Annotated in this window: 12 protein-coding genes and 1 other annotated feature; of the genes, 4 read left to right on the forward strand and 8 right to left on the reverse strand. The window is 38.6% G+C overall.

The features are described from left to right. Positions 1 to 89 precede the first annotated feature (89 nt). The 8 genes from JUD45_RS06750 to JUD45_RS06785 all read right to left on the reverse strand — a co-directional run bounded on the left by JUD45_RS06750 (position 90) and on the right by JUD45_RS06785 (position 8,723). A complete protein-coding gene (locus JUD45_RS06750) occupies positions 90 to 1,253 on the reverse strand; it encodes an ArgE/DapE family deacylase (RefSeq protein WP_138726410.1) in 1,164 nt (387 codons plus the stop codon). Between the two features lie 14 nt (positions 1,254 to 1,267). Then, positions 1,268 to 1,960 (reverse strand): methionine ABC transporter permease, encoded by a 693-nt coding sequence (locus tag JUD45_RS06755; protein ID WP_034532587.1) that lies wholly within the window; start codon positions 1,958 to 1,960, stop codon positions 1,268 to 1,270. Between the two features lie 3 nt (positions 1,961 to 1,963). Further along, on the reverse strand, positions 1,964 to 3,034 hold the full coding sequence (locus tag JUD45_RS06760) for a methionine ABC transporter ATP-binding protein (protein WP_053792944.1): 1,071 nt from the start codon (positions 3,032 to 3,034) through the stop codon (positions 1,964 to 1,966). Positions 3,035 to 3,068: 34 nt separating this feature from the next. After that, positions 3,069 to 3,893, reverse strand: coding sequence for a MetQ/NlpA family ABC transporter substrate-binding protein (locus JUD45_RS06765; RefSeq protein WP_138726408.1), 825 nt, complete (start codon positions 3,891 to 3,893; stop codon positions 3,069 to 3,071). 82 nt (positions 3,894 to 3,975) lie between these two features. Then, positions 3,976 to 4,210, reverse strand: a binding site (T-box leader). Positions 4,211 to 4,340: 130 nt separating this feature from the next. Then, complete coding sequence (locus JUD45_RS06770) at positions 4,341 to 4,832, reverse strand: hypothetical protein (RefSeq protein ID WP_034532583.1); 492 nt, start codon at positions 4,830 to 4,832, stop codon at positions 4,341 to 4,343. Between the two features lie 93 nt (positions 4,833 to 4,925). Further along, on the reverse strand, positions 4,926 to 6,854 hold the full coding sequence (locus JUD45_RS06775) for a S9 family peptidase (protein ID WP_203619893.1): 1,929 nt from the start codon (positions 6,852 to 6,854) through the stop codon (positions 4,926 to 4,928). Positions 6,855 to 6,930: 76 nt separating this feature from the next. Continuing rightward, positions 6,931 to 7,695, reverse strand: a complete 765-nt coding sequence (locus JUD45_RS06780; RefSeq protein WP_034532580.1) for a YibE/F family protein — start codon at positions 7,693 to 7,695, stop codon at positions 6,931 to 6,933. Continuing rightward, positions 7,695 to 8,723, reverse strand: a complete 1,029-nt coding sequence (locus JUD45_RS06785; RefSeq protein ID WP_225424267.1) for a YibE/F family protein — start codon at positions 8,721 to 8,723, stop codon at positions 7,695 to 7,697. Before JUD45_RS06785 ends, JUD45_RS06780 begins: the two co-directional genes overlap by 1 nt. A 295-nt stretch (positions 8,724 to 9,018) precedes the next feature. Here JUD45_RS06785 and JUD45_RS06790 point away from each other — a divergent pair, with 295 nt between their 5' ends. From JUD45_RS06790 to JUD45_RS06805, 4 genes are all read left to right on the forward strand, one after another. Then, entirely contained in the window at positions 9,019 to 10,218 is a 1,200-nt protein-coding gene (locus tag JUD45_RS06790; protein WP_138726406.1) for a quaternary amine ABC transporter ATP-binding protein, read from the forward strand. After that, complete coding sequence (locus JUD45_RS06795; RefSeq protein WP_138726405.1) at positions 10,211 to 11,071, forward strand: ABC transporter permease; 861 nt, start codon at positions 10,211 to 10,213, stop codon at positions 11,069 to 11,071. Before JUD45_RS06790 ends, JUD45_RS06795 begins: the two co-directional genes overlap by 8 nt. A gap of 14 nt (positions 11,072 to 11,085) precedes the next feature. Continuing rightward, positions 11,086 to 11,994 carry a glycine betaine ABC transporter substrate-binding protein gene (locus tag JUD45_RS06800; protein ID WP_053796871.1) on the forward strand — a complete coding sequence of 303 codons (909 nt, stop codon included), beginning with the start codon at positions 11,086 to 11,088 and terminating at the stop codon, positions 11,992 to 11,994. Positions 11,995 to 12,083: 89 nt separating this feature from the next. Further along, positions 12,084 to 14,006, forward strand: coding sequence for a M13 family metallopeptidase (locus JUD45_RS06805; protein ID WP_203619894.1), 1,923 nt, complete (start codon positions 12,084 to 12,086; stop codon positions 14,004 to 14,006). The last annotated feature ends 75 nt before the right edge of the window (positions 14,007 to 14,081 follow it).

Below are 14,081 nucleotides of genomic sequence, written 5' to 3' on the forward strand. Positions count from 1 at the left end.
CAGCTAATTTTAATTCTTTAGAAAACATAAAAGAACCCCTTAGGTTAGATTTCTCCAACTCAAGGGGTTCAGTTCATAGGCTTTTTTATTTACTTTAAATAGTTAATTGCAATTTGTTTATATAGACGTATGAATGAATAAAATGATTCTAAATCAACGTATTCATCAGTTTGATGCGCAGTGTCATTTCCTGGGCCTAGTACGATAACATCCACGTCTTGATTGCGTTCCTTAAATTGAGAAGCATCGGTTCCCATTGATAAGGCCTTCAAATCAAGTTTTCCACCCAGGATTTCTTCACTGGCAGCTTGAGCAGCGTTGACAATTGATGAATCTGCATCGTTTTTGACCGGATAACCACTGAAGTTTACCTCTAATTCTAGATTATAGCCATCCTTTTGGTTAAATGAATCAATCAATTCTTGCAAATCAGCAATGATTTGATCGTTATTTAATTGTGGAATGGTTCTAACCATGACCTTTTGATAGGCAAAGTCAGGAATTGAGTTAACCTGTTTACCACCCTCAAAGATATCAGGTGTGTAGATGGTTTTACCCAAAATATCATCCTCACCGGTTTGTTTAGCAAAGTATTGCTTTTCTGCCTGGCGATAATTGATAAGGTTATCAATCGCATCGATTCCTAATTCTGGAGTAGAACTATGCGCTGCCTTTCCGACACTCTTAACGGTGTAAATAAGTGCTCCCTTGTGAGCATAGACAATGTAATGGTGGTTTTGATTGCTTTGTCTTTGACCGGTTGGTTCACCAATCACGATGGCATCGACTTCGTCAACATCCCCTCGCTTTGAAAGGAAGTTGGCCCCACCCTGGGTTAATTCCTCAGAGATGGTTGCTAGAAATCTTAGTTGACCGTTTAAGTCAGCATGTTCTTCTTTTAGTTCGATCAAAGAAATCACCTGGGCTGCTAGACCTGACTTCATGTCAGTCACACCACGGCCATAAATTTTACCGTCTTCGACGTATGGAATAAATGGATCGTGGGTCCAATCAGCCAAGTTATTTTCGTGAACGGTATCTTCATGACCAGCAAAGGCCAAAACCTTTTTCGAAGAACTACCAATGTGAGCAACTAGATTACTTCTATTATCAAACTGGTCCACAATCTCACTTGCAATCCCGTGCTTTTTAAATAGTTGGCTTAAATAATCTGCGATGTCTCTTTCGTTGGCATCTACCGTATTAAAGGCGACTAGGTCCTTTAATACCTGTAATTGTTCTTCTTTTTCCATTAGTATCTACCTTCTTATTTTGCGTTTTCGTGATCAGTTAATCTGGCTAAGATATCACCGATAATTTGAATGACGAATACCAAAATCAAAATTAAGATTAATGATACAAAGGTAACGTCATTTTCATATCTTTGGTAACCAACCATGACAGCTAGGTTACCAAGTCCACCACCGGCAACGGTACCAGCCATTGCAGTTAAACTGATTAGACTAATTAATGTTACCACGGATGAACGGATAATTTTAGGTAATCCTTCCTTTAGGTATACTCTAAAGACGATTCCCCATGTTGATGAACCCATGGCTTGGGCTGATTCAACAATTCCACTATCAACGTCTAGGAGTGCGTTTTGCACTTGTCGAGCATAGAAAGGAATAACGGCGATTACCAACGGAACGATACAAGCGGTAGTACCGATTGCAGTTCCAACGATAATTCTGGTAAATGGTGCAATCACAGCTAATAGAATAATGAAGGGAATTGCACGGAAGAAGTTCACAATCTTATCTAAAACTGTGTAGAAAGGAATGTTTTCACTGATTCCTTCTGGTCCAGTTAAGACTAGTAAAACACCGATAAACAAACCGATTATTCCACCAATTAGTGCTGTTACGAATGTCATGTACAATGTTTCGATTGTGGCTTGTTCAAAGTCCGGAATCATTGTCATCACGTTTGGTAAGTAATGTGTCAAAAATGAACTCATCTGCTATCCCTCCTTACTATTTCTGATTTTTTCTTGATCCAAATTGATGTTGGTTAAATGAACATCCTTTGAAGCAAGGTATTCTTTGATTTCTTTGATAGTTGATTCTTCAGCATCGATTTCGATAATCAAGTTACCTAATGGCACGTTTGAAATAAATTCAATGTTTCCATATACGATGTTAGCGACTGCACCAAACTTTTGGTACAAATCAACGATGATTGGTGTTTCAGTAGAAGCACCGATGTAATGCAATCTGAATAGTTGTTGGTTACGTGATAATTCAACGAAACGTTCTTGGGCGCTTAGTGTTTCCACTGCTTCCTTGACGTTGTTGGTGGTGTCGATAAAGTCTTTGGTTAGTTGTGTCTTAGGGTTACTGAAAACTTCTAAGATACTTCCCTTTTCGACGACCCTACCAGTATCCATGACAGCTACCTTATTACATAGTGACTTAACTACGTCCATTTCGTGGGTAATTAAGACGATGGTAACGCCTAGTTCTTTGTTAATCTTCTTTAGTAACTGCAAGATTGCTTGCGTGGTCTTTGGGTCCAACGCACTGGTTGCTTCATCACTAATTAAGATTTGTGGATTGTTTGCCAAAGCTCTGGCAATGGCCACTCTTTGTTTTTGTCCACCAGATAGTTGGGCTGGGTAGAACTTTTCCTTCCCATTTAGACCAACTAGATTAATCAAACGTTGAACACGTTTTCTTCTTTCTTCATTTGAAGTCTTAGTTCCAACCATTGGGTATAGAATGTTGTCTTCAATTGTTCTGGCGTTCATTAAGTTAAAGTGTTGGAAAATAAATCCAATGTTCTTTCTTAATTGACGAATTTGCGCATGGCTGAATTTATCAATATCTTTGTTATCGATAATCACTTTTCCGGCACTTGGTTTTTGCAGGTGGTTAATTACTCGTACTAGAGTACTCTTACCAGCCCCTGAATAACCAACGATACCGTAAGCGTCACCCTTTTCAATTTGTAGCGTTACGTCTTGTACCGCCTTTGAAACTTGGTGTTTTTGCTTAAAGGTGACATCGATGTGCTCTAGACTAATTTGTGCCATAGTTTCACCTCTACCTCTATTTTGTTTCTAAACCTTACTTGTTGAAGTTGATGTCCCATGCAGGGATGTTTTCACCCTTGTAAAGTTTCTTTAGAAGATCCTTAGTAGCTTGAGTTTGATAAGCTTTTACAACCTTCTTGTAGTATTTGTTGTTAGCATCACTCTTGTTAGCTGAGATGATGTTGATGTATGGGATTGAAGCCTTGTTTGTAGGTTCCTTGAATAGAATGTCCTTTGAGCTTAGGTTTGAATCTAGGGCAAAGTTACCGTTAACAACAGCAACGTCTTCGTCAGATAAAGCTCTTGGAGTTTGTGCAGCATCTAGAGGAACAATCTTTAGGTGCTTCTTGTTTTCAGTAATGTCACTTGGAGTTGGTAATGCGGTGTTCTTTAGCTTGATTAGACCGGCACTAGCAAGTAGTTTTAGTCCACGAGCTTCGTTAGTAACATCGTTAGCAACAGCAACTGATGCGCCATCTTTAAGATCTTTTAGGCTTGAAACCTTCTTGGAGTATAGAGTTAGTGGTGAGAAGATAGTCTTACCAATAGCTACAATCTTAGTGTGGTGAGCTTTGTTCCAGTTGTCTTGGAATGCGTAGTTTTGGAATGCATTAATGTCTACTTCTTTGTTAGTTAAAGCATTGTTTGGTTGTGAGTAATCAGTGAATTGAACTAGTTGTAGATCAACGCCTTCTTTTTTAACACGTTGTTGAACAGCTTTCCAAACACGTGTGTCTCCACCCATGATACCAATCTTAACTGTGTGTCCTGAATCCTTACCACAACTTGCTAAAAGGGTTAGTGGTAATACTAATAAAAATGTAAAAGCCAATAATAATTTCTTGTAATTCTTCTTCATAAGAATAACCTCCTAAAAAATATAAATGTATGTAACGGAATTTTTAACTTAGCCAACAAAAAAACTCCGCTCCTAGATTAAATCTAGAAACGGAGTTCCGTGGTACCATTCTAATTTAGTGGAAGCTTACACTCCCACCCTCAATAACGTCTATATAAACGCGTGCAATTAATAATGGTTGCCACCCCATCATCGCTTAATTATCAGCGATGCCAAATTACAGGCCATATTCATTATCTTCTGATTCATTCACTTTCAGCAAACGTGAACTCTCTGCACAATCATTGGATAACTACTCTCCTGATCATCTTGTTTTATTCGTATCGGTTAAGTTGTTTTATATATTACACCCATTTTCTAATATTGCAACATATTTTTATCATTATTTTCTAATTTAATATTTTCTTAATAAATAAAAAGGAGCCTAATCAAGGCTCCTTTAGTATTTTATAGCAATCTTACATTCTGAGAAAATAGTAATTCAATGATTAAAATTAACACATCAACGGCTACGAAGAACCCGATGAAAGCGAAAAATGTAAGACGAATTGCTTGTAGACGCTTCTTTAAAACATCCCCGGTGAATTCACCATGTTTCTTTTCTAAGCTAGGTAGTTTTAATCCTAGGAAGATGTAAATTGCTTCTAGTACAAATAACACGATGATTAAGTAGTTGTTGGCCATTTCTGGGAAGATGATGCTCAAGACAAACGCAGTAGCGACGATTGCTAAGATCACGTATTGACCAGTAACGACGTTTAACTTCTTTTCCCCTGACTTAAATGCTTCGATTTGTTTCTTATCTCCGCCAAATGAATCAAGTGTTTTTTGGTTGATGGTCTTATTCAACTTATGAATCTTTGGTAGTGTTTCATAGGCACCGAATAGTAATAGTGCGATTACAACAAAAAATAAAATTAAATAAATAACAGTATCCATTATCAGTCCTGCTTTCTTTATGTAATGACTTTATTATGTCATTTTTTATTTAATAAAAAAAGCTGAATGTTTCCATAACAGCTTTTCTTAATACTATCTTAAATATTTATCAAACCATTCATAGATGTCTGATAGTCGTTTGATGCGAAGGTTTGGTAAACCGTTTCTTGAGAATCCGTGGAATGATTGTGGATAACGAATGTAATCCACAGGGGTGCCGGTTTGCTTAATTGCTGTGAATAACGCTTCACTTTGGTTAACCGGACAACGCATGTCGAATTCACCATGTTGAATTCTAGTAGGTGTCTTGACGTTGTGGGCATACTTCAATGGTGAACAGTCCCAGTAGTATTCCAATCCGCCCTCATCGTATAGATCCTTGCCAAGTTCTTTTCTAATGAAACGAACTCCGATGTCGGATGTTCCATATAATGAGTGCCAATCAGATACAGGACGTTGCACAATCGCAGCGTTGAAACGGTCGGTGTGACCAATTGCCCAACTGGACATGAATCCACCATAAGAGCCACCGGCAATGAATGTGTTTTGTTCATCTAGGTCGGCAAATTGACTTAGGGCAGCATCTAAACCAGATTGAACGTCTGCAAAGTCTTCCTTTCCGTATCTACCAATGACGCCGGTTTCGAATTCTTGACCGTAACTGGTAGAACCACGTGGGTTAACGTAGACGACGGCATAACCGCGACTAGCTAAGACTTGGAATTCATGGAAGAAACTTTCACCGTAGTTAGCTTGTGGACCACCGTGAACATATAGAATCACTGGAAGATGGTTAGAACTACCGGTGTACTTTAATACCCATCCCTCAACAGTAGTCTTACTGTCTTTGGATGGTGTTTCAAAAGGTGTTACGTCAGCGTAGTCGTGTTGTGCTGAGAAGTTAGCGTTAGGGTCAAACTTCACGTCTAGTTGTTGGTCAACTAGTTGGACTAATTGACTTGGGGTGGTTGGAGTTGAAAGACTGAAGTACACCTCACCATCAATGGCGGTTAGGTCCACAACATGACAGTGTCCTTCAAACAACTTGGTGATGTCATGGCCGTTGTATTCAAAGACAACGCTGTGGCCGTGAGTCACACCACTAAAGACAAAGTTAGTGTCTGACATCCAAACTAAGTGACTACCCTCGTTTTGAATAAAGTCGGCGGTAATTGAGCCGAACACTTCACCCTCGAAGTCCTTGGTGACGTCGGTTAACTTATCAATTGCTTCATCATAGATGTATAACTCGTTAACGGTTGCGTTTGGATACTTAGCGTCGTTTCCGACAACGGCAATCTTTTGACCGTCAGGAGAATAACTAGCGTAGCTAAATTCACCCTTGGAGATACTTGCTGTAACTTGTTTTTCGGTATCCTTAGTTAAATCAACATCGTAGACCGCCCTAGTTTCGTCTGATTCAGTTTCCAATGTTGGGTTAGTTGGCTTGATTACCAATAAACGGTTTTGCTTGGCGTTCGCATCTTGCAAGCTCAAATCGTACTTGGAGCTGTAGACAGCGTTTCTTTGGTTCATCTTAATGTTATAGCGGTAGATGGTATCAGTAGCTTGATCATCAACCCATCCAATACCGTCATGTCGGTTATCAAAGCGGTGGACCCTTCTAGTTTCTGGGAACTTGGTGGTTTCAAACTTAGCGGGTATCTTACTATCTGATGATTGGTAGAAAACGGTTTGGCCATCTTTTCCACTAACTAGTTTGGATATCTTGGCATCCCTAGTAAGTTGTTCAGCACTACCACCGGATAGTGGCATTCTCATTAAATCACCATTATGTAGATAGACTAGGTAATCGCCCACTTGCACGGGATTGACGTTCTTACCACCATCGGTCCATTTCTTTACTTCGTTCTTGTTGTTAATGCTGATAATATCAGCAAAATAGGTATTTTCTTGCTTGTCGACACGGTTTAAAACAGCGAAAATATTTCCATTAATAGCAGTAACTTGCGTAATGGATTTCAATTCAAATAAGTCATTTGATTCTATTTTTTTATTCATTAACAACGCCTCTTTTCAATTTAAGTCTAGTATTAAGTTTTATCAGCATAAATGCAATAAAAAAGCCCTAACAATGTTAGGACTTAGTTTGTTTTTGATTTTTAAATTGCTCAGTAATGACAAACGATGTAATTGGAATCGTAATGATAACACCGATTAACGAGAACAAGATGATGATGAACTCGGCATCAAAGACCTTGTCGTTTAAAATATCCCCCAATGAGTAGGATAAGCCGTGGAACCAGACAAATAATGATAGTGATCCACCAAACAATCCGAAGAATAAGGTATTCAATGTTGTTCCAATGATTTGTTTTCCAACATAGACCCCATCGAAGAACAAACGGCTTGGTTTAATCTCCGGATGCTGTTCCTTAATTTCATCCAAACCGGATGCAATCGCCATCGTTGCTTCGGCAATCGCCCCTAACGTACTTAGGATGGCTGTTGAAATCGCGATATCGATAAAACTAATTCCGATTGGTAAAGATAGCCCTTCTAGGTCATCACTATCTTCCAGCCCAAATCCTTGCACCTGTGCCCAGTGTTCGACCGGCACAATCAATAAGACAAGCGCTAATAGCACTAATACGGAAGCGATAAACGCTAAACGACTGGTCTCATCATTGGTTCCACTCAAGAAGATGGTCAATGCCAATAAGATCACTCCGGCAATCAAAGTGACGACGATTGGTGGAAAGTGAAATGCCATCAAAACAATCGCAAAGAATAAGAAGCCAAAGTTAAGCACCAAACTTAAAAATGATTGAAAACCTTGTTTACCACCTACCAATACCATTAGTACTAATAGGACAAGGCCTAAAACGATAATTGCACTCATTATTTACGCCTCTTTTCTGCAAAAAAACTGGTTAATCCACTGGCAACCGGAACTGCAAGCACAATTCCAATCCCACTGATTAGACTTTGCACCATCCCCAATGACATGTTCATTGAAAATGAATATCCCCAACTATTTCCGTTCTTTAGGAATAGAAGTGTCATCGACAAAGTTTCACCCATAAAGATGAAGAATAAGACGTTAATTAGTGGTCCCATGATGGACTTACCAATGTTTCGACCTGACAAGAATAGCTGCTTTTTAGAAACGTCAGGACATTCCATTTTCAACGCAAATAGTGAAGAAATGATATCAGTTGATTCATCCATCACCGCCCCTAGTGAACCGATAATGGTTTCAGCTAAGAACAATGGACGTGGGGGCTGGGTGACGTATTGCATTGATTCGTAGAAAATTCCCTTTTCGTGCGTGAATCGAAAGACAATCAAACTGATTAGAATCGACAAAAAGGTACATGCGACAGTTGATCCTAAAGTCACAAACATTTGACGATTCCACCCAATTACCAACCAAAGGGTTATTGCTGAAAATAACACGGCTAATATGGAGAAAATCCATAAAACATTTGACCCGTTATTAAAACCGTCAAAGTATAGTGCCACCATGAATAAGATGGTATTAATGATGATACTTCCAATGGCAGTAATCCCCGCCATTTTAAGGAAGATAAACATCAAGGCAATCGCTAGATAAATTAAAAAGACGACTGGCGTGTCTCGTTTGGCGTCTTTAATTGTGCTTTCACCCTGTCCGTGTAAGACCACAAAGGCTTTTTGGCCGACTTTGTACTTCTTATCCATCGCCTTAGAGTCTGTATATGTATTGTTTAACGTGATGTGTTCACCCTTATGTTTACCATTGGTGATTACCCCACTTAATTTTTGTACATAACTGTGATCAACGTTTTGAAAAGTATCGACTTCCTTATTCTTGCTAAGTTCTTCAACTTTTTGAATCTGCATAATTGGTTGCGTATATAAAAAGTCATCATGACTAACAAAAAACATTAAAATTACCCCAATTAATGCAAAAATCCCCACCATTTTGATGGGAAATTTTTTCAATAAATTACCCAAAATAATTCCTTCTTAATTATCAAATTTTGAACCTAAAAATTCCAATTTAAGTCATTTTAACACACTTTAATTAAATAAATCTTAAATGGCTCCATCATGCAAGCTTATGCCGTTTAAAGCCGGCAAATCGGCATTTTGCGAATGTAACTTATTTGACACATAACATTTTTCTTTGTAATAATAGTACCTATGCTTTAAACAAACTACAATTTCAAGGAGGAAGATCATGACCAAAAAAGTTGAAGTTAAACATCTAACCAAGATTTTCGGTCGTCATGTTGGTCGTGCCAAAGAAATGATCAACGAAGGAAAATCCAAAGATGAAATTTTAGCTAAAACTAACAGCGTAGTTGGTGTTCACGATGCCAACTTCGATGTTAACGAAAATGAAATCTTTGTTATCATGGGACTTTCCGGTAGTGGTAAGTCTACTTTAATTAGAATGTTGAACCGTTTATACGAACCAACTGATGGTGAAATTCTATTAGACGGGGAAAGCATTACTAAATTCGATAAGAAAGAATTACGTGAATTTAGACGTAAGAAGATGAGTATGGTATTCCAAAACTTTGCTCTATTCCCTAACAGAACCATTATCGAAAACACCGCTTACGGTTTAGAAATCCAAGGAGTCGATAAAGAAACTAGACATCAAAAAGCACACGAATGCTTAGAACTAGTTGGCTTACACGGATATGATGATAGATACCCTAATGAATTATCTGGTGGACAACAACAACGTGTTGGATTAGCTCGTGGTTTAGCTAATGACCCAGAAATTCTATTGATGGATGAAGCATTCTCAGCATTGGATCCACTTAACAGAAAAGAAATGCAAGACGAATTGCTAGATTTACAATCACACCTAAAGAAGACTATCATCTTCATTTCACATGACTTAAACGAATCACTACGTATTGGTGACCGTATTATGATCATGCGTGATGGTGAAATTGTTCAAATCGGTTCACCAGAAGACATCTTACAACACCCTAAGAATGAATACGTTGAAAAATTCATCGAAGGTGTGGACAGAACTAAGATTCTTACCGCTAGCCGCGTTATGATTAGACCAGATGTTATCAACATCGAAAAGGACGGTCCAAGAACCGCGCTAAGATTAATGAAGGACAACCACAACTCAAGTGTTTACGTTGTTGATTCAGAACACCACTTCAAGGGATTAATTGATGCTAAGGATGTTATCAAGCAAATTGAAGATGACAAACGTGACCTACAATCAATTCTTAGAACCGACGTTCCAACAACTACACCTGATACACCTATCAAGTCACTATTGAACGACATTTCCAAGACTTCAGTACCTTTCGCGGTATTGGATGACAATGATCGACTACTAGGAATTATCATTAGAAGTTCCGTATTAGGCGCAATTTCTGGAAACGAGGTGCAAAATAATGGCTAATTTATTTACTTTAACTATGCAACCAATTCCATTTGCAGATTGGATTAACAAGTTCGTTAACTGGTTAACTCAATTTGTTGGTTTCTTCAATGGTATCACTGATTTCATTGGTGCTATCGTTAACTCATTCCAATGGGTATTTGATTTACTACCTGTTTGGTTATTTATCGTTTTAGTTCTAGGTATCACTTACTGGGCACTACATGACAGCAAGCACTGGGGACTAATGATTTTTGAACTTATCGGTCTTGTATTAATTTACAACCAAGGTTACTGGAGAGATATGACTCAAACATTAACACTAGTTCTTACTTCTAGTTTAATCATCGTTGTTATCGGTATTCCTTTAGGAATCTGGATGGCAAAGAGTCACACTGTTAAGGTAATCGTTAAACCAATTCTAGACTTTATGCAAACAATGCCTGCTTTCGTTTACCTAATTCCTGCCGTTGCTTTATTCGGTATCGGAATGGTACCTGGTGTTATTGCTTCTGTTATCTTCTCACTACCTCCAGTAGTAAGAATGACTAACCTAGGAATTGAACAAGTTCCTACTGATTTAATTGAAGCTGCCGATTCATTCGGTTCAACTGGTTGGCAAAAGCTAATCAAGGTTGAATTACCAATTGCCAAGAACACATTAATGTCTGGTGTTAACCAAGGTATGATGCTTGCTCTATCAATGGTAGTTATCGCTTCAATGATTGGTGCCGTTGGTCTTGGTTCAGAAGTTTACTTCGCCGTAGGTAGAAACAACGCTGGTTCAGGTTTCACTGCTGGTTTTGCAATCGTAATCCTAGCAATTATCCTAGACCGTGTTACTCAAGCCTTTAACAAGAACAAAAAACACTAATTAGGAGGATTTAAATGAGAAAGAAAACTAGATATGTTTTAGCAACATTAACCATGTTTCTTATGGCAACAGTTCTAACTGCTTGTAGTAGTTTAACTTCTCCATACAATCCTCATAAGAAGTTAGGTCCTCAAATCAACTACACTATCACAGGTATTGATGCTGGGGCTGGTATTATGGCTTCTACACAAAATGCGTTAAAGGAATATCCTTTAGCACAAAACAAGTGGCAACTACAAACTAGTTCAACTGCTGCAATGACTTCTACATTAGCTAAAGCAATTAAGTACAAACAACCAATCGTAGTTACCGGATGGCAACCACACTGGATGTTCAAGAAGTTCCCTCTTAAGTTCCTAAAGGATCCTAAGAATGTTTACGGTTCTTCAGAACAAATCCACACAATTGCTAGAAAAGGTCTAGCCAAGGATAATCCTGGTGCTTACAAGATTCTAAAGCAATTCCACTGGACTCCAGCTCAAATGTCAGACGTTATGCTACAAACTAATGCTGGTGTTGATCCTAAGGTAGCTGCTGACAACTTTATCAAGAAGAACCCTAAGTTATATCAAGAATGGACTAAGGGTGCCGCTAAAGGTAATGGTAAAGCTGTTAAGTTAACTTATGTTGCTTGGGATTCAGAAATTGCATCAACTAATGTGATGGCTGAAGTTCTAAACAAGATGGGTTACAAGGCAACTATCCAAGCACTAGAAATGCAACCTATGTGGGCATCAATCGCAACTAACGCTGCTGATGCTTCACTATCAGCTTGGTTACCTAACACTGCCGGTTTATACTTGAAACAATACAAGGATAAAATCGACGATGTTGGTCCAAACTTGAATGGTGCTAAGGTTGGATTGGCTGTTCCTAAGTACATGAAGAACATCAACTCAATCGAAGATTTAATCAACAAATAATAATAAAGAAAAGCTATTCTATTAACTTTAGAATAGCTTTTTTATATACTAGGGATATAGCAAAAAATAAAAGTAAATGAGGTGTCAAAATGAGTAATGACAAGATTAACGAATCACTAATCAAAGACGACTTTTATCAAGCCGTTAACGGTGAATGGGTTAAGAATGCAACCATCCCGTCAGACCACTCTTCAACCGGTGGTTTTATGGACTTAGTCGATAATATCGATAAAACTTTAATGAATGACTTTGACGCCTTACTTGATGGATCAATGAAACCATCAAACGACGATATGCAAGAATTCAAGAAGTTATATGATTTAGCAATGGACTTTGATAAGCGTGAACAAGATGGCGCCAAACCTCTTAAAGCGACTCTTCAAAGAATCGAAGACGTTAAATCATTCGACGATTTAAACCAACAACTATCTGATTGGACTCTATCTGGTTTGCCCCTACCATTTGGTTTTGGGATTGAGGCAGACATGAAGAACGCCAAGTACAATGCATTGTATGCAAGTGGTGCTTCCACCTTCTTACCAGATAAGACATACTATGATAAACAAAATCCTGCTGGTGCCAAACTAATGCCAGTATTTCGTGACATGGTACAAAAGCTACTAACAATGGTCGGATACGATGAACAACAAGCTAAAAACATCGTTGATGCAGCTGAAGACTTTGATAGAACAATTGCACCACATGTTAAGTCTGCTGAAGAAAATGCTGACTTCACTAAGATGTACAATCCAATGAGTTACAGCGACTTAGCTAATCAAATTGATAAATTTGATATGAATAGCTACGTTACCGGTCTAATTGGTCAAGTTCCTGATCAAATCATCGTGACTGAACCAGATTATTTCAAGGCATTCAACGAAATTGTCAACGACGATACATTCTATAAGATGAAGAACTGGATGATTGTGAAGGTAGTTAAAGGTTCTGCTGGTCTACTATCAGAAGAATTCCGTCAAATCGGTGGTACCTTCTCACGTACCCTTTCTGGTAAGAAGGAAGCTACTAAACCTAAGAAGGCCGCTTACTACCTAGCATCCGGTTTATTCGACCAAGTTGTTGGTGACTACTACGGTCGCAAGTACTTCGGTGAAAAAGCCAAACAAGATGTCCACGATATGGTCGTTAAGATGATTAACGTTTATGAAAAACGTCTATCTCAAAACGACTGGTTAAGCGAAGATACCAAGAAGATGGCTATCACTAAGTTAAATGCCCTAGCCATTCATGTTGGTTATCCTGATGAAATCAATCCCCTTTACCACCAATTCAAGGTAGTTGGTAAAGAAGATGGTGGTGATTTATACACCAACGTTGAAAACATCGACAAGATCATCACTAAGGATAAGTTCAGTAAGTGGAACAAACCCGTTGATAAGAGCATCTGGGATATGAGTGCTAACACAGTTAACGCCTACTATTCACCTCTAGAAAACGTGATTGTCTTCCCAGCTGCCATCCTACAAGCACCTTTCTACAGTCTAGAACAATCATCAAGTCAAAACTTCGGTGGTATCGGTGCTGTTATCGCCCATGAAATTTCTCATGCATTTGATAACAACGGTTGTCAATTCGACCAATACGGTAACCTAAACAACTGGTGGACTGAAGATGATCACAAACACTTCGACGCCTTAGCCGAAAACATGATTAAGGAATTCGATGGTTTAGACTTCGCTGGTCAAAAGGTTAACGGTAAATTGACTGTTTCTGAAAACATCGCCGATGCCGGTGGTTTAAGCTGTGCCCTAGAAGCTGCTAAAGGTGAAGCAGACGTAAACCTACGAGACTTCTTCATTAACTGGGCAACCATCTGGCGTACCAAGTCAACTGAACAATACAAGCAATTACTACTATCAATCGATGTGCATGCTCCTACTGAATTAAGAGCACAAGTTCAAGTGAAGAACCTAGAAGACTTCTACAAGACCTTCGACGTTCAACCTGGTGACGGGATGTACTTACCTGAGGATAAACGAGTAAATATTTGGTAATAAAAAAGACCTTGACCTGAACCCCTAAAATTGGAAGATGGTTATGCTATTTTCTGGGAGGAATTGATCCGGTAT

Origin of the sequence: Apilactobacillus nanyangensis (assembly GCF_016861915.1) — a bacterium.
Lineage (GTDB): Bacteria > Bacillota > Bacilli > Lactobacillales > Lactobacillaceae > Apilactobacillus > Apilactobacillus nanyangensis.